Genomic DNA, 17373 nt, shown 5'->3' on the forward strand with positions numbered 1-17373 from the left:
GAAATACGAGCGACGCATTATCCTCGCATTCTCTGATCCGTTCGATGAATCATCTGCCGCAATTCATCGGGCGTACCCGATTGCACCAGAGCAGAAGTGCCGGAAATCATCCGTCGCCGATACAGATCCGCCAAAGCCTGATTCATCGTTTGCATGCCATGCTTGGCCTGCCCGGTCTGCATAATGGAATAGATTTGTCGAATCTTATCTTCGCGAATCATGCCTCGAATCGCGGGAGTCGGCATGAGCAATTCCAGCGCGAGGACACGCCCAGGTGCTTTCACCTTAGGAACAAGGGCCTGCGCCACCATTCCCTCGAGCACCAAAGCGAGTCGATGCCGAATAAGCGCCTGTTGCTCTGCAGGAAACGCCTGCACCAAACATTGCAACCCCAATAAGCATGACGAAGTACACATGGATAGCAACACAAAAATCCCGGACTCCGCTAGACTGATGGCGGCCTCAATCGTTTCACGATTTCCCGCCTCGCCTACCAGGACGACGTCGGGATCTTCCCGCGACACCCCATCAAGGGCCGAGGAAATATCCGGAACATCACCGCCGATGTCGCACTGCGAGACAAAACCCTTTTTATCGGAGTGAACAAATTCGATGGGCTGCTCAAACGTCAGAATATGGGCTCGACGTTCATCATTGAGTTTGTCGATGAACGAAGCCAGGGTCGTTGTTTTTCCGCTTCCGGCAGGGCCCGCGACGATCACGAGACCTTGGCGTTTTTTTGTCAACTCGCCAAACACTGGAGGAAGCCCCAGAGCTTTTAACGAGGGGATGTGAAGTGGAATCAATCGAATGGCGAACGCGGGCATTCCACCCTGCGAATAGGCATGGCAGCGAAATCGACCCATGCCTTCGAGAGAAACCGTAAAATCTCCAAGCGGTTGCTTGCCCCTGGATCGATCCACTAATAAACCTGATAGAAGTTCGTTCCGTAATTGCCCAAGATTCTCGACGGACAAGGGTGGGGCATCGAGTGGGACCAGCTGACCATCCACCCGAATTCGGGGAATGCGATTCGCGACCAGATGCAAATCCGATCCGCCACGTTCCACCAGGATGGAGAGAAAGTTTTGGAGATAACTCAAGACCATGATCGTTCCTTTAAAAAATTGAAGAACAGATTCGCCTTACCCCAATACCGTCGCACTCACCACTTCATCCATCGTCGTCAACCCAGCCTTGATTTTTCGCAATCCGCTTTGGCGCAACGACGTGGCGCCTTCCTCTTGAGCCTGCTGACGTAGACGGTCGGATGACGCGCGTTGTAAAATGAGTGATTGAAGAGCATCCGAAACTGGAAGCACTTCGTACAATCCGATCCGCCCCCGATATCCAGTCCCATGACAGACGGCACATCCCTGCCCACGGACCGGCCTCACATCCCGCGCGGCGTTTGCTGAAAATCCAATCTTCACCAATTGTTCAACAGGAATCACCTCTGGTTGCTGACACGAGGCACAGACTCGACGCACCAGTCGCTGCGCGACAATCAATCGAAGCGACGCCGCCACCATAAACGGCTCGATCCCCATGTCCAATAAGCGAGTAACCGTCCGAACGGCATCGCCGGTATGCAGCGTGGATAAAACACGATGCCCGGTCAATGCGGCTTTTACTGCCATTTGTGCGGTTTCCCAATCTCGAATTTCCCCCACCATCATGATATCGGGATCTTGCCGCAGAAAGGCGCGAAGCACCGTGGCAAAGGTCAGCCCAATCTCTTCCTTTATCTGTACCTGAGTAATGCCGGTAAAATGGTATTCAATCGGGTCCTCCGCCGTGACGATGTTCACGTCCGGAGTGTTGAGCACTTGCAAGGCCGAATACAGCGTCGTGGTTTTGCCACTACCCGTAGGCCCGGTCACAACGACCATCCCATCCGGTTGCTCCAACGCAGCCAGAAACTTGGCCAAGTCGGCATCATCCATTCCCAGGGAAGGAAGATCCAACGTCAATCCTGTTCGATTCAGCAATCGCAAGACGGCTGTCTCGCCATGCAAACTCGGTAAAATCGACAGCCGCACATCCACCGGCTTCCGATCATCCAAAGACACACTCAACCGTCCATCTTGGGGAAGCCGGCGTTCCGTAATATCCAACTTCGCCAAAATTTTTAATCGCGAAATCACGGCGTTTCGAAGACGAATCGGATATGTCATCTGTGTCTGCAACACGCCATCCAGACGAAACCGCACGCGCACCGTCGTCTCAAGCGGTTCGAAATGAATGTCACTCGCACCCACTTGCGACGCGCTGCCAATCACCGTATGGACCAAATCCACAATGGGCGAATCATCTTGAACACCAGCGTCGCCGAGTAAAGCCGGCTGGCCATCCAGCAAACTGGATGTGGCACGCTCTAGCAAGCCCATTATGTGTGATTGATTCAATAAGGAATCCTGCCCCGACAGATCTTCGGAAGTGGATACCCCACCCGAAACGCTTTCTTGATGAAAGAATCCTTCTTCTCTGCCAACAGTGGAAAGCCCGCCTGGTGAGTCCTGTCCTTGGCTAGAGGGCCCATACAACGCGTGAAGGCATGCGCGCACATCAGCTTCACGCGCCACAATGGGAAGGATCGAACAGTCCGTACGAAATCGAAGATCATCCACCACACTGACCTGGCCTGGATTCACCATCGCGATCGTGAGACGATTCCCAATTTTTTTTAGAGGAACCAGGTCATGTGCCTGAGCCCATTCGCAAGAAATCAATTGGGCCAAAGCAGGGTCAGGAGGCGGAGGAGGATCATGAAGCACGGGCAAGCCGTATTGTTGCCCGAGGAAGGTTAAGAGGGTGTCTTCAGAAATCGCCCCTTGCTGAACGAGAATGGTACCGAGTCGGGCTTGGGTGTTGCGTTGGACCTGAAGAGCAGCTTCCAACTGGGCATCGGAAATGCATCCGGCCTCCAATAGCAACCTGCCCATCCGTTCGCGAACCATATCGTGACCATCGCGTCATTAGCATTAGGCTCCCCCACTGGGAGCATTCATCGTATTGACACTACGTACAATATAATGAAGGCCAGAGCCCACGGTCAAAATACTCATGGTATACAACAGCGGATCTAATAGAGCCGGATTAAGCTGGCGAGAAAAGAACTCGAGGACCAAAATGATATAGGCCAATTGAAACAGGGTGGTCGCCTTCCCTAACACCGAGGGCGCATAATCGATCGCGGTATCCGTCAAGCGGGCAAGCAGAGTCCCCGTCAGCAAGATTGCATCGCGGCTCACGACCAGAATCACGCTCCAGGCTGGCAGCAGATCCAGCAAAGAAAACGTGATAAACAGGGTCATGAGTAAGAGCTTATCGGCCAAGGGATCCAGATAGGCTCCAAATTCCGTTTTCTGATTCGCCAGGCGCGCAATGCTCCCATCCAGTGCATCGGTAATGGCCGCGAAGATCAACGTCCACAGCGCATAATCAACATGGCCGTACACTAAAAACCCAACAATTACCGGAATCAATAAAATCCGGAGAATCGTCAGGCTGTTAGGAATATTGAGGATAATCGAGAGAGAATACTCCCGATTGCCCGCCGCCGAGTCCCACACTCTGGTGTTTTTAGGTGTTGTCAACGCCCGCCCCCAGGGAAGATATTTCCACAGTAAGTATCGGGTCGTGGTATGTCAACTGAAGGCGGAAAAGTTCACAATGGTTGGACCTTGCAGAAAGCGGAGGAAATTTTCTTAAAACTGGCTGGAGTTAATCCACATATGGACGAGGATGCTGGCAGCATAACCGAGGGCGATTGCGGGAGTCCATTTGAGGTGACTAAAGAAAGTGTATTTGCCTCGGGCTTGCCCCATGAGCGCGACGCCGGCTGCTGATCCGATCGAAAGCATGCTTCCGCCGACACCAGCGGTGAGCGTCACGAGCAGCCATTGCCCTTGAGACATGTCCGGATTCATCGTGAGCACGGCAAACATGACAGGAATATTATCGACAATGGCTGAAAGGATTCCTACCATCGTATTGGCAAAGGTCGGCCCCACCTCGATGTACATCACCTGGGCCACGACTGCGAGATAGCCAAGAAATCCCAGCCCGCCCACGCACAAGACCACACCATAAAAAAAGAGTAGGGTATCCCATTCGGCCCTCGCGACTTCGCGAAACACGTCAAAGGCCACAACATCACCGAGTACTTGACGGTATTTCTCCTCACTAAATGTCGATGGATCCGCATAAAGATGATGGGTTTTTTGCAGGTAATACCCAAACATTTTGAGGTACCCTAATCCCGTCATCATTCCGAGCATGGGGGGAAGGTGCAAAAAATTATGAAAACTGACAGCGGTACAAATGGTCAGAAAAAACAGGACCATGATAAAAAAAGCCCCGCGCTTCATTTCCACCACTTCGTCTGAAGGGGGCGGAGAGACCTGAGGAACGGCAAAGTGCATGATCCCTGCCGGAATGACATAATTGACCACCGAGGGAATAAACAACAGAAAAAATGTGAAGAAGTCCACGATCCCCTTTTGCCAGACCATCAACGTCGTGATATCTCCAAAAGGGCTAAAGGCCCCGCCTGCATTGGCGGCCACCACAATATTGATACAAGCTAAGCTCACGAATCGAGGGTTGTCTGCACCCACCGCAAGCACGACCGCGCACATGAGCAAGGCTGTGGTGAGGTTATCTGCCACCGGGGAAATAAAAAATGCCAAGGTTCCCGTTATCCAAAACAATTGTCGATAGGTAAAACCTTTTCGGATGAGCCAGGACCGCAAGCTTTCAAACACCAGCCGCTCTTCCATCGCGTTGATATAGGTCATGGCGGCAAGCAGGAACAACATCAGTTCGGCATATTCCAAAATATTGTGACGCACCGCTTGTTCAACCGCGTGAGGATCATCGCCGGGATATGCGGCCGCGACCAACACCCAAATAATTCCCGCCGCTAAGATGACCGGTTTGGATTTGCGAAGGTGGGTAAATTCTTCGGCCATGACCAAGGCATAGGCCAAGACAAAAATTCCCAGCGCCAAATAACCAACGGTGGAATTGGTAAGGTCCAGATGCGGGGCAGCACCTTCCGAGGCTAAGAGCAGGCTGGGCCATCCCAAGAAGACCGCCAATGCGGCCAGGGCCCATGTTGTGGGAAACGCAAAACGGTTCACGACCGGCCTCCAAGATGAGCGATGCGGGGCAGACCATAACAAAGAGGCCAATACCCCCTCAACACCACGACAAGACTTTCCTTTGAGTTGACTCGTATCACATCAGGGGACAATGAGAGGAAAAGTTTCTATACGGCAGGGTTAGAGTTTGAGTTACTCCAGCGGCACTTCTATAACTAAGCCGCCCATCACATCATTTAATTTGAAATCCCGCTTGGGAGAATCGGCATGCGTGTTGTGACACGACACGCAGGCTCGGCTGACAGCGCGATCGGGATAGATGGCCTGAAAGTAGCGCCTGTCGTTAATCGTCACTTCGCTTTCCACCACTTCGCCAAACTTCACGACTTGATCCAACATCTGCCGTTCCTGGTTCGACACTGGTTTATTCCCCGCATTGAGTGGCCACGAACCGATGAGCCGGTAACGAATGGGGGCCTCCCGAAGGTCCAAGCTGCGGGAGGCCTCCCGAAGGAACTGCACGGGCAATGGGAGGGTTTTCTCCTGCACCCATTCCTCGGAAGCGGTGACGATAAGCATGGCCTCCATTCGCTCCACGATATGTTGCGTGTAAAAGGTTCGATCGGCTTCAATGACGGCATGGAGGTAATCCGCAGCCGTCCTGGCTGGAATATGATTCTCTGGAGAATCTTGCATACTGATTCCCCACCCAATCCCTATCCCTACTAAGAGGGCGAGAGCCGGAAGTACGGTTGTTTTCAGGTTCATTGTGGTTAGGCGCCCCTCCCAAAAAGATACCCAACCTGACAATCCAAAGGATCAAACAGGAAGGGTCGTAAACTATCATACCCGAAAGAGGACCACCCTACCAGGGTTTCATTCATTAACTTAATTAGCCTGCCTGGGCCGTTGAAATGGAACTATTCTGCACAATGGTGGATTGTACAATCTGCACCGCATGTTCCAGCGCTTCGGAAAACCGTTCATGCAAATGATCGGGTTTTATCCGATCCAGCTCTTTCAACTCCTCAAGCAATTGCCGCGACCGAGGAGACATCCCAGCCATCAACACTTCAACTCCCCGGGTATTGGCCGCTTCGATCAAATCGCCCAAGGCATACGCACCAGAAAGATCAAGTTCATCCAACCATTGCGCCCGAATCAACAGTACATCTTTATCGGCTAAATGCTCGACGGTTTCATTCAACCAGTCTATGGCTCCAAAAAAAAGTGGGCCATGAGGGCGAACAATTAAAATCCGTTCTCGCACCTGTTGCTCAATTCGCCCACTGGATTCTCCTAATCCCACCCCTTCGATACGATGTTGCTTGGCATACTCTCTGGCCATTGCAAACAACAGATCATCTTCTTCAAATTGCACATCAGCCGTGCGGCGATCTAAATCCACCTTGTATCGATCGGCCATATCTTTGACAAACCGAAAAAAGGCCACGGCCAGCCCCACCACGACAGCCGATAACAAATTCCAGAAAACGGTCATGACCACCACCAACGCGAATACAAGCAAATCGGACTTTGGAAGACGACGAACCACTGGCAACACGCGCATATCAAGAATGTCATACCCGGCTTTTAGAAGAATTCCTGCCAACGCCGCTAAGGGAATGGATTCCACCAGGGATCCTAACCCAAACACAAGAGACAGCATCACCAATCCCATCACGATGGCCGCCAACCGACTTTTTGCCCCGCTATGAATGTTCACCACACAGGGCATGGTGTTGGTCGCACTGCCCATTCCTCCCATGAGACCCGCAAAAATATTGGCCGTCCCTTGTCCAACCAATTCTTGATCACTGTCATGATGCGTACCTGTCAAGTTGTCCACAATCAAACACGTTAACAGGCTATCAAACATACAGAGTCCCGCCAGCGTGGCTGCAGGAACAAAAGCTGCTTCAACCAACGACACATCGGGAACGGAGAAATGGAAAGACCCTGCTGGGATTTCCCCAATTTTGGGAATCTCCCAACCAGACAGGTAAGCCGTCAGCGTGCCGACGAGCAGGCCCACTAAAGGCGCTGGCAACCATGTCACGAAGGACCATTTTTGCCAGGCAATCACGATTCCTAATGTCAGACTCCCTACCATCACCGCAAGAGGATCGGCCCGAGCCAAGAGTGTAGGAAACTCCAGTAGCGCATCAGAGATACTGCTGGCGCCGGGTAACCCCAAAAAGGGGTTGAGCTGAAGGAGCATATAGAGGACTCCCAATCCCGTCATGAACCCTGAAATCACGGAATAGGGTGTAAATTTAATAAACTGCCCCATTTTCCCAATCCCAAACACCATCAAGATTACTCCTGAGAGGCAAACCGTCGTCAGGATAAACCCCACGTCGGGAGCCCCATTCTCTAACCGATGTGTTTGGGTAATGGAGAGAACTTGCAAGGTAATGGGACCTGTTGGTCCCCCAACCGACCAGATCGACCCACTTAAGGGTCCAGCGACCAGTCCTGCCGCCACCGCAGACCAAATGCCCGCCAACGCACCCAACCCGGAGGCTACGCCAAAGGCAAGGGCCATTGGCAACACCACCATGGCCACGGTAATCCCTGCCAATACATCGCCTCGAACATTGATGGTCAATGATCGAAACCGATCTCCGGCTAGGCCGTTTTTAAACGGTAACTCCATCATGGACATTTAGTGCTCTGCACAAGAATCACTCGGCTTTATCTTTTGGACGAAACAAATCCTTCCACGTCACACACGTGGCCTAGAAAACCTATGGTTCCTCAGCCTTAATACGGCTGTCATTCTAAAGGAGAACTGCATGTAGGGAAGGATGGAGAGACGGGCGGGGCGAGTACAATGTACCGGAGCACGTCAATTCAAATACGTGAGAACACAGCCCAAATTCCTAAGATGAGAAGAGTAAACACTTCCATAATACTCAAAACCTCCGACCTCATTCCAATGCCTAATGCTACTCGAAATCATTCAGCAAATTCTGTGCCGACCTGCAGTAAATACGAAAAGCCTCTAGGAACAGGCTATCGAGAAATTCTTGCCGGAAATCTATTGAGAAGTTGAGCGGTTTCACACCATCACCAAAGTTCAAAATCGCTCACTTCTTTTCCTTTCTCCCTAAATCGCCATATCTAGGTTTTTCTTCTTTAGAACATGTATTTTCTAATTCATGACGCAAACCGCTCCTCCGGTTTGACACCCTTGTGATGCAGACTTAGGATACGCGCAAGGTTGGATCATGAAATTTTTTGGACGTTTCAATAATCTCCCCATTGAGAGAAAACTTCTTCTCGTATCGTGCATTCCCATTCTGGCTCTGGGTTTGCTCAGCGTAGTCACCTTCAATAGTGTGCAAACCTTTTCGCAAGATGAAGATCGCCTCAATAAGGTCTACCATGTGCAAACCACCGCGGCCGAATACATGCGGCTCATTGTCGATTTGGAAACGGGATTCCGCGGATTCGTCCTGACTCTCCAACCAAAATTTCTTAAGCCCTACAATGCCGCCAAGCAGCGAGTCCTTCAAGTCGGCCAAACCCTCGCCCAAATGGTGAAACCGGATTTAGACCAGCATCAAGAAATTCTCAAGGTTCAATCTCTCGTCCTCGCGCTGATGGAAGATAAAGACCGATTAATTGAACGAGCCAAAAATGGCCATCCCAAGGAAGCCGTTCAATATATTGAAACCGGAACCGGACGACAGGTCATGCTCGCCATTCGGGAAGAGATGGCCAACTTCGATCGTCGTGAAGTCGAGATACTTCGGGATACCCTGGAGAGGACCAGCAATGACCGCGCCTATCTCCTGAGCGTCATTATCGGGGGAGGCTCGCTGGCTCTGATTCCCATGGTGCTCGTCTTACGTCTGTTGGCCCAGTCGATCGCCGGCCCCTTGGTCACCCTAGCCAAAACCGTGGAAAACCGATCAGGTGGCACCATCCCCGAAGTTCAGGTATTGGACCGGGGTGATGAGATCGGCGATCTAACACGGGCCATGCATGAAATGAGTCAACAAATTCGCGAATACATAGCCCAAGTGCAAAAATCGGAGGCCGAACTTCGCTCCTTAAATATTGACCTTTCGACCTCAGAATCCAAGTATCGAGGTATTGTCGACCATGCTCCTTTTGGGATTTTTACCGCCAAGCAAGGGAAAATTATTTTTTCCAATCGCCACAATTGGGTATTAGCCGGTCGTCAGCCTGACGACACCCCCGATCCGGAGGAGATTTGGGACGCCATTCATCCCGAAGATCGAGAGCAGGTGTTTCAGAAGTTCTCTGAGGCGTCGGCCAACCATGTGCCATTTGAAAGCGTGTATCGGTTTCTTCATCCGAACGGCACCATTCATAGAATTTTAAGTCGGGCAATTCCTATTCAGGATTCCGAAGGGCATGAATTGCTTTACCAGGGCTTCAATGTAGACATCACCGCTTTGGAAAACATGCGAGAAAAACTCAATCGTTCAGAAAAGTTGGCCACCCTCGGGCAGGTCGCGGCTGGCATTGCGCATGAAATCCGGAATCCCCTGGTTGGCATTGGATCCACCACCTCGTTACTCATGGACGACTTCTCCCCGAAGGACCCCCAGTACGAAGATCTTTCAACTATACTCAAAGAAACACGACGGCTTGATCGGATCGTGAACCAAATTGTTGAATATGCCAGGCCCCGCGAACTCAATCCCACGGCTTTTGACATGCCAGCGTTGGTGAAAGAAACCATGGAATTGATCGACACTTCAATCGCACAAAAACAGATTCACACAACCTTTGCCTTTGGGGCAGAACTCCACGATCTTGAGGCAGATCGCGATCAAATCAAACAGATCTTGCTAAATGCCTTCCAAAATGCCATAGATGCGCTCCCTCTCGATGGTACACTCCATGTAGAGGTGAAGGAAAACACTCGGGGAGGCATGAAGGGAACGGTGACAAATATCCAAGATAATGGCAAAGGCATTCCTCCAGAGGATCTCATCAAAATTTTTGATCCTTTTTTTACCTCGGGAAAAGAACGCGGCACGGGCTTGGGCCTCGCCATCTGCCGAAATATTATTGAGGCCCATGGTGGACAGATCCGCGCCACCAGCGAACTCGGGGTAGGCACGGTCCTTTCCATATGGCTTCCCCTCACTATTCAACCCCAAACCCCCATGGTCTCCTAACATGCGCGCAACTATTTTTGTGACAGACGATGATGATGTCGTCCGAGCATCGATCACTCGACGGTTATCCAGAAGTTCTCACGAAATTCGAGGATTTGATTCAGGGGAAAGCCTGCTGGAAGCCCTGGATCATGATATTCCGGATATTATTCTCCTTGACTTGAAAATGACGGGAATGAGTGGACTCGAAACCCTCAAACATATTCGCCCTAAAGCGCCTGAGACCTTGGTGATTCTTCTGACCGCCTTTGGCACCGTGGAAGATGCGGTGGAAGCCATCAAACTCGGAGCCTACGATTTTCTCATCAAAAGCGTCGATCTGTCCGGCGTCATGCCGGTGATTCAACGCGCGGTGGACTATTTGACCTTGCGTCGCCGTGTCTCCTTTGAATCGCAAGACACCGCGAATCGCTTTGCACTGGACAACCTTATCGCCCACAGCACAAGCATGAAAGAATTGGTGGCCCAGATTCAGGAATTGGCATCCAACACGAAAACCACCGTCTTGCTTCAGGGAGAAACCGGAGCGGGGAAGGAATACATCGCCCGCATTCTGCATCACAATGGGCCCCGAAAGAATGCCCCTTTTGTGGGTGTCAATTGCACCGCCATTCCCCAGGAACTCTTTGAAAGCGAATTATTTGGATATGAGCGTGGCGCGTTTACCGGCGCAGCCCAACGCAAACCGGGCTTGTGTGAACAAGCCGAAGGCGGCACGTTGTTTCTCGATGAAATTGGGGACTTAAACCCCACGATGCAGGCGAAGCTCCTTCGCGTCCTGCAAGAACGGTCCTTCAAACGACTCGGTGGACAGGAAGAAATCGAAGTGGATTTTCGTTTGGTGGCAGCGACCAATCGGGATTTGCGGAAAGAAGTCAAGCAGGGCAATTTCCGGGAAGATCTATTTTTTCGTTTAAACGTGGTCTCGCTGGAACTGCCCCCTCTTCGCAATCGCGTCGAAGATATTTTCCCTTTAAGCCAACGCTTTTTATGTCAACACAGCACGGAAATCGGAAAAAACATCACGGACATTGACCAAGATGCCCGGCATCTTCTTGAACAGTATCAGTACCCAGGAAACATTCGAGAGTTAGAAAATATCATTGAACGGGCGGTCATTTTTTGTCATAGCAGCACCTTATCGATTGGAGATCTTCCAAGGGAACTTCATGAGGAACCAAAAAAAATCATATCCACCTCCACACAATCTGAAGAACAGGTCCTTAGACTCGAGATGGTACTAGGGAAGCAAACTCTGGCAGAGACGGAATATGCCATTATTGAAGAAGTCATGAAGCTATGCGGGCAAAACAAAAGTTTAGCCGCGCAAAAACTCGGCTTGACTCGGTTTGCACTCGATCGTCGACTCAAAAAAATTATAGATGAGTCGGACGATTAACAAAACGTTTCCTGCCCCGAATTAATCCTGAGGCATATCGTCGGGATGGGTGGACCCCGTCTCATGGGCCGCATGCTGCAAGGCATCAAGACGGAACGCATATCGATGGCCAGGCCGAATCAAGTTCAATACGCCCAACCCATCCAGTACCTCCGCAACCTTGGGGTGCATTCCGGAAAAAAATAAGTGTTGCTTATTGAATTGGATCATTCGCAACATGTCTTCAATAGCTAACGCCGCTGTTCCGTCAATCATGGGGACATCGGAGAGATCCAACACCACGCTTTTAAACGTACGCAGTTCCGGAATGCGCTCCAACCGCCGCACCATATTTTTCGCCGATCCAAAACTCATTGGGCCATCGACATGAATCAACACGATCTTTCCCTTATTGCGATCGAGGACCGCCTGCTCTGCCCTGGAAAGTGGCGCTTCTTCCGACGTCCCGGTAATGACTCGGAGATTTGCTAATTCTAAGTCCGCCATTTCTTTGACGAACAGCACACTCGCCATCACGATTCCCACCCCCACCGCGGTAACCAGATCCACGAGCACCGTGACGAGAAACACCACGGCCATGATCAAGACATCCGCACGAGGCGCCTGAAACACATGACGCAAAAATCGCCAGTCAATAATATCGAGGCCGACTTTGAACAACAGCCCTGCCAACACGGCGAGAGGGATTTGTTCGGCCATCGGACCCAGGCCTAATAACACCGCCAATAACACCAGAGCCATGGTCATTCCGGAAATCGGCGTCCGGCCTCCCGTTTGTATATTCGCGACGGTTCGCATGGTAGCACCAGCGCCGGGCAACCCGCCGAAGAGCCCACAGACCATATTGCCAATTCCCTGTCCGATGAGTTCTCGATTCGAATCATGATGGGTCCGGGTCATGTTGTCAGCGACTAATGAAGTCAACAGACTATCGATACTTCCCAGCAGCGCCAACACCATCGCACCTTCAATCACGAACACGAGACCATCCATATGCAGCGTCGGAATGATAGGAAACGGAAAACCGCCTGGCACATGACCAATGAGGGGTGCGGAAGGAAAGAAATAAAAGGTCGCCAGCGACCCTGCCAGGAGGGCCAATAAGGTCGGAGGCACAATGTTTCCAATGAAAGACGGAGTGAAGTACACGATGGCAAGCGTGATCAACCCAGCAAACAGGGCTTGAACATTGGGGTCACTCACAAATTCAGGAATCGCCATTAAATTCGGCAGGACTCCACCCCTCATGGCGGCATGCCCCATGAGCGGACCCACCTGTAATATTAGAATGATTCCCCCGATCCCACTCATGAATCCTGAAATCACCGGATAAGGAACCAGCGCAATAAATCGTCCCACTCCGAAGAACCCCAACAGGATTTGAAGACCTCCGCCCAATATGATGATGGTAAATACCAAAGCCGGCTCTTCCCCCAATTGTGAGAAGAGGCCCGCCACAACCACAGTCATCGGTCCGGTGGGGCCTGAAGCTTGGGCAGGAGTTCCCCCAAACAACGCCGCAAAAAATCCCAAAAATATCGCCCCGTACAACCCCGCGATGGCGCCCACCCCGGAGGCCACCCCAAACGCCAAGGCCAGCGGCAATGCCACGACCGCGGCCACCACACCACCATAGATGTCGCCTCGAAGGTTATTGAAATGAAGACCGTGAATGAACGTCATGATTGATTCTGCGTAGACATGGTTATTCTCCAAAAAGGCAATGAGGCCAGGTAAAAAAATTATCCGCTTCAGGGAAATATTGTACCATGTTGGGCGCTTTCGAGAATTTCTTCCCGCATGATACAATCGGCCTTTCTTTGAACACGGCGCAAATCTCTATCGGAAGATACAAGACAATTGTTCCCCCATGGAATCACACATTCCACCCAATAAATATCAACTAGCGGGCGTCGACGACCTTGACCGGGGCTTTAATCGACAAGCGGAAATTCGATGGATCGAAGGGCAATGTCACGCCATTTTTCAGTACGAAAAATTTTTCTTGGAAAGCCCACCACAAACTTCTGAACAGGAAGCCCTCACCATGCTCATTGCTCAGCTCCACGAGCGAGGCTATACGCAGCTACGCACGCGCTTACAATTTCGGGGAGAGGAATACTTAGGCAATCAAGAAATTTGGGAGGAACATCGGGATCCTCAAGCAGGCAATGTGTTGTTACGTTTGTTCGGTTATATTCGTCAGTTCTGGCAGAATGCCCGAACGTGACGCCCTTCACAACAGGCGAGAAGGCAACCCCACTAACTCTTCCTTCAATGCCGCCTCCGCCTCGGTAAACTCTTGACGCACAAGGGCGAGTTGATCCGGAATAGATTCGATTTGCGCTTCGCGTCCCATTTTTTCTAATTCAGAACAGGCTTCTCCCAAACGCATGGTTCCGATATTTTTTCCGCTTCCTTTTAGCGTATGAGCCGCCCCGGCAAGCGCTTCGAAATTTCCTTCACTCAGGGCCTGTTGGATGTTATCAAGAAGCACACTCGATCGCTCCAAAAATTGATGGATCAAATCGGCAAGGAAACCCGAATCGTCAAGAGACAGATCTCGTAATTCACCGATCGTTGCTTCATCAAGCACCGACATCTCATCCAAAACTGGATCACGACGGGATGCCCGAGGGGACGCTGTGATACGAGGGACACCAGAGACTTCAGGCGGAGTCGTCATCTTCACAGGAATCCAAAGCTGTAACACTCGACTTAACTCTTCCAATGCGACCGGCTTGGAAATAAAATCATCCATTCCTGCCTTTAAACATTTTTCACGATCTCCTTTCATCGCATTCGCAGTCATGGCGATGATGGGCACGTGAAGCCTTGCTCGTCGCTCGTCGCTCGTCGCTCGTATCTCTTCAGACGCACCAGATATCTCTTGGTTTCCGAGCGACGATCCTCGAGCAACAAGCGACAATTCTTTTGTTCTTATCTGCCTCGTCGCTTCAAATCCATCCATTTCCGGCATTTGGCAATCCATTAACACCAAGTCATAAGAAGTCTGCAGTAATGCTTGAACGGCTTGTTCTCCGTTGTCCACCACATCTGCGGAGCATCCCAGTTTTTCTAACATCAGGACCGCCACTTTTTGATTGACCAGATTATCTTCCGCCAATAGAATTTTCATTTGCGACCGTCTCTCAACCTCATCCACACTGTACTGGGTAATCAGGGGTGAGTGTGGTGCCATACCTGGCGTTCCATCCGCACCGTCCTTTCCCATTACCAAACACAGGGCTTTATAGAGCCGATCTTCATGCATGGGTTTTGTCAGGTAGGCAGCAAAGCCCATTTCTTGGATGGTATGCGCATCTCCCCGTTGACCAAATGCCGTAAGCAACACCAGCTGGGGTGAGGGGCCTCCACATGCATCCTTTACCTGTTGCGCCAGATCCATATCCTGTATTTCTGTGCCATGAAGATCACAGATCACAATATCGAATGGTTTGTGCTTGACGACGGCCAAACGAATTTTCGTCAAGGCCGAATCCATGGATTCGGCAACGACCACCTGCATGCCCCACGCTTCCAGGTAATGAACCAACGCTTGTCGACTGGCGGCATGCTCACTCATACAACACACAGACAGCCCGGCTAAACTTTCTCGGACAATCCTAAGGTCAGAAGATCGCTCCTTGGACATTTGCAAAGGGAGGAAAAACCAAAATTGACTTCCGACCCCAGGCTCGCTCGAAAAATGAATGTCTCCTCCCATTAATTCCACAAGCTGTCTTGAAATCGCCAACCCTAATCCGGTCCCCCCAAACTTTCGAGAGGTAGAACCATCGGCTTGGGTAAATGATTGGAATAAACGGCCATGAGCTTCAGGTGGAATCCCCACACCAGTGTCCGTGACATCAAATCGAACCACAACCCGCTCTTCCGATATCGAAGTCCCCTTCACTTGAATGACCACTTCCCCGTGATCCGTAAACTTCACGGCATTTCCGACGATATTCGTTAATACTTGCCGAATTCGACCGGGATCTCCCTTCAGGATTGTTGGAATATCGGGGGACACCAGTCCTACCAATTCCACTCCTTTCTCGTGGGCTTTTTCAGCCAGCAAATCCAGCACGTGGTTCATCGTCGACCGAACATCAAAGTCAATGACTTCAATATCGAGTTTTCCCGCCTCGATTTTGGAGAAATCAAGAATGTCATTAATAATTGTCAACAACGCCCTCCCAGAAAATTGGACCGTTTCAGCCAATTCTCGCTGTCGAGCATCCAAGTTTGTATCCAAGAGCAACCCGTTCATGCCCATGACGCCATTCATGGGTGTCCGAATTTCATGACTCATGGTGGCCAAGAATTCAGATTTCAGCCTGGCGGCCTCCAATGCCTGGTCACGAGCTTTTCCTAACTCAACATTCCGCAACTGAAGATGTCGAGCTGCTTCAGCCACTCGTTTTTGCGCTTGCCGTTTTTGCGCAAATTGCCCAATCTGTAGACCCCAAACCTCCATGATCTCCAGTAACTTCTCATCAGGCTCCTCGACAGACTGACTATAAAATTCGATCACCCCGTACACTCTTCCCTCCGTATGAAAGGGAAAGGCAAATGCGCCGTGGAGATCCACGGCATGGGCCAATTGTGATCGAGGAAAATTGGAATCCTCCACCACATCCTGAACCCAGGTAGGCTGGTTGTTCGCCCAGACCCTTCCGGGCAACCCCACACCGAGCGCAAACGTGGTAATCCGGGTTCGCTGAGAAAATTCAGTTAATGCGGCATCCCCTCCATCCCAGACCTCCACGCAATACAACACATTTTCTTCCTCATCGACTCGCCACATCGCGCCAAATTTCCATCCCAAAGTTTTACACACCATCTCCATCATTTGTGGTGCGGCCTCCCGAAGAGAGGGCGCTCCGGCCAACGCAATGGTAACCCCCCGTTGAATATTTAACCGTCGTTCAATCGCTGCACGCTCTTCCAGTTCAGGACCAAATCCGCGAGCCACAGCCACGTATTCCCAGGCCAACCCACAGAACGGTACAAAATACGCCAGCACCTTGAATCCATAGGCCAGACCCACTTGAGGTTCAAGGTCTGAAATGGAACCAAGAACCAAACCCTGCGCGGTCAGGTGAAAACCCATGCCAATAAAAAAGGCTTGGGCAAAGGGTCCCGATTTGATTGCACAACTTTTGAACCACCACATCACAACTCCAAGCACAAAGCCACACAATGGGATTAGTGCATAAGGACGAGTCAGCACCGCATTGGGGAAGATGAGCTCAGGCCGTGGATCGCCTGATGCCATCCATCCATACACTCCATACCCAATCAGGCCCAACACCGCACTCGAACCAAGCAAGGCGAGGATTTTTTCGGAAAACGTATTCAGAAATGGTGTGACGAGAACACCCACCCCGATCAACAACACCAGTGCCTCCACACCACGAGAAATCGTCCATGCCACTTGAGTCGCCCATTCAGGGTCCAAGCGGGCATCAATCCAAGATGCACCGACAAACGCAAGAAAAACGCTCCAAGTGGCAGCCACACACAAAGTGGCACTAAGAAGAGGTGCGGCTGGTTCGCGTGTAATTGTGAAATGCAGCACAGAAAACGCCACAGTAAAAAACGCGATAACAAAAATCGCCCAATCAAAAAGCATCAACCAGGTATTGGTCATGACCATTTCAGAAAGTGTAAGAGGAAGGACAAAAGCGTCTTGCGCGAA

Annotated in this window: 11 protein-coding genes; 3 read left to right on the top strand and 8 right to left on the bottom strand. The window is 51.1% G+C overall.

Annotation, left to right across the window (positions count from 1 at the left end; genetic code table 11):
• Nucleotides 1-17: 17 nt before the first annotated feature.
• The 6 genes from PPG34_RS08270 to PPG34_RS08295 all read right to left on the bottom strand — a co-directional run bounded on the left by PPG34_RS08270 (nucleotide 18) and on the right by PPG34_RS08295 (nucleotide 7776).
• Nucleotides 18-1109, bottom strand: coding sequence for a type IV pilus twitching motility protein PilT (locus PPG34_RS08270; RefSeq protein WP_313832729.1), 1092 nt, complete (start codon nucleotides 1107-1109; stop codon nucleotides 18-20).
• Nucleotides 1110-1145: 36 nt separating this feature from the next.
• Entirely contained in the window at nucleotides 1146-2960 is a 1815-nt protein-coding gene (locus PPG34_RS08275; protein WP_313832730.1) for a GspE/PulE family protein, read from the bottom strand.
• 24 nt (nucleotides 2961-2984) lie between these two features.
• On the bottom strand, nucleotides 2985-3599 hold the full coding sequence (locus PPG34_RS08280; RefSeq protein ID WP_313832731.1) for a CDP-alcohol phosphatidyltransferase family protein: 615 nt from the start codon (nucleotides 3597-3599) through the stop codon (nucleotides 2985-2987).
• A 111-nt stretch (nucleotides 3600-3710) separates the two neighbouring features.
• Nucleotides 3711-5105 (bottom strand): sodium:proton antiporter NhaD, encoded by a 1395-nt coding sequence (gene nhaD, locus PPG34_RS08285; protein WP_420888092.1) that lies wholly within the window; start codon nucleotides 5103-5105, stop codon nucleotides 3711-3713.
• Between the two features lie 195 nt (nucleotides 5106-5300).
• Nucleotides 5301-5876: a Tll0287-like domain-containing protein gene (locus PPG34_RS08290; protein WP_313832733.1), complete on the bottom strand. Its 576-nt coding sequence runs from the start codon at nucleotides 5874-5876 to the stop codon at nucleotides 5301-5303.
• 124 nt (nucleotides 5877-6000) lie between these two features.
• The gene (locus PPG34_RS08295) at nucleotides 6001-7776 is read right to left on the bottom strand and encodes a SulP family inorganic anion transporter (protein WP_313832734.1); all 1776 of its coding nucleotides are present in this window, start codon (nucleotides 7774-7776) and stop codon (nucleotides 6001-6003) included.
• A 565-nt stretch (nucleotides 7777-8341) separates the two neighbouring features.
• Between PPG34_RS08295 and PPG34_RS08300 the strand changes: the two genes are divergently transcribed.
• Both PPG34_RS08300 and PPG34_RS08305 read left to right on the top strand, forming a co-directional pair.
• Nucleotides 8342-10270, top strand: a complete 1929-nt coding sequence (locus PPG34_RS08300; protein ID WP_313832736.1) for an ATP-binding protein — start codon at nucleotides 8342-8344, stop codon at nucleotides 10268-10270.
• Nucleotide 10271: 1 nt separating this feature from the next.
• Nucleotides 10272-11669 carry a sigma-54-dependent transcriptional regulator gene (locus tag PPG34_RS08305; RefSeq protein ID WP_313832737.1) on the top strand — a complete coding sequence of 466 codons (1398 nt, stop codon included), beginning with the start codon at nucleotides 10272-10274 and terminating at the stop codon, nucleotides 11667-11669.
• A gap of 21 nt (nucleotides 11670-11690) precedes the next feature.
• Here the strand turns inward: PPG34_RS08305 and PPG34_RS08310 are convergent, their stop codons facing one another.
• Nucleotides 11691-13352, bottom strand: coding sequence for a SulP family inorganic anion transporter (locus tag PPG34_RS08310; protein ID WP_313832738.1), 1662 nt, complete (start codon nucleotides 13350-13352; stop codon nucleotides 11691-11693).
• 187 nt (nucleotides 13353-13539) lie between these two features.
• On the opposite strand from PPG34_RS08310, the gene PPG34_RS08315 reads away from it, so the two are divergent.
• Nucleotides 13540-13899, top strand: coding sequence for a hypothetical protein (locus PPG34_RS08315; protein ID WP_313832740.1), 360 nt, complete (start codon nucleotides 13540-13542; stop codon nucleotides 13897-13899).
• Between the two features lie 6 nt (nucleotides 13900-13905).
• On the opposite strand, the gene PPG34_RS08320 is transcribed toward PPG34_RS08315, so the two are convergent.
• The gene (locus PPG34_RS08320) at nucleotides 13906-17325 is read right to left on the bottom strand and encodes a response regulator (RefSeq protein ID WP_313832741.1); all 3420 of its coding nucleotides are present in this window, start codon (nucleotides 17323-17325) and stop codon (nucleotides 13906-13908) included.
• Nucleotides 17326-17373: the final 48 nt, after the last annotated feature.

It is taken from the genome of Candidatus Nitronereus thalassa (assembly GCF_032191465.1).
GTDB classification, from domain to species: Bacteria; Nitrospirota; Nitrospiria; order Nitrospirales; family UBA8639; genus Nitronereus; species Nitronereus thalassa.

What these genes read in the sequence shown, in the direction of transcription:
- PPG34_RS08300 (WP_313832736.1), top strand. Translation starts at nt 8,342, where the DNA reads ATGAAATTTTTTGGACGTTTCAATAATCTCCCCATTGAGAGAAAACTT.
- PPG34_RS08305 (WP_313832737.1), top strand. Translation starts at nt 10,272, where the DNA reads ATGCGCGCAACTATTTTTGTGACAGACGATGATGATGTCGTCCGAGCA.
- PPG34_RS08310 (WP_313832738.1), bottom strand. Translation starts at nt 13,352, where the DNA reads ATGACGTTCATTCACGGTCTTCATTTCAATAACCTTCGAGGCGACATC.
- PPG34_RS08320 (WP_313832741.1), bottom strand. Translation starts at nt 17,325, where the DNA reads ATGACCAATACCTGGTTGATGCTTTTTGATTGGGCGATTTTTGTTATC.
- PPG34_RS08315 (WP_313832740.1), top strand. Translation starts at nt 13,540, where the DNA reads ATGGAATCACACATTCCACCCAATAAATATCAACTAGCGGGCGTCGAC.
- PPG34_RS08270 (WP_313832729.1), bottom strand. Translation starts at nt 1,109, where the DNA reads ATGGTCTTGAGTTATCTCCAAAACTTTCTCTCCATCCTGGTGGAACGT.
- PPG34_RS08295 (WP_313832734.1), bottom strand. Translation starts at nt 7,776, where the DNA reads ATGTCCATGATGGAGTTACCGTTTAAAAACGGCCTAGCCGGAGATCGG.
- PPG34_RS08275 (WP_313832730.1), bottom strand. Translation starts at nt 2,960, where the DNA reads ATGGTTCGCGAACGGATGGGCAGGTTGCTATTGGAGGCCGGATGCATT.
- PPG34_RS08290 (WP_313832733.1), bottom strand. Translation starts at nt 5,876, where the DNA reads ATGAACCTGAAAACAACCGTACTTCCGGCTCTCGCCCTCTTAGTAGGG.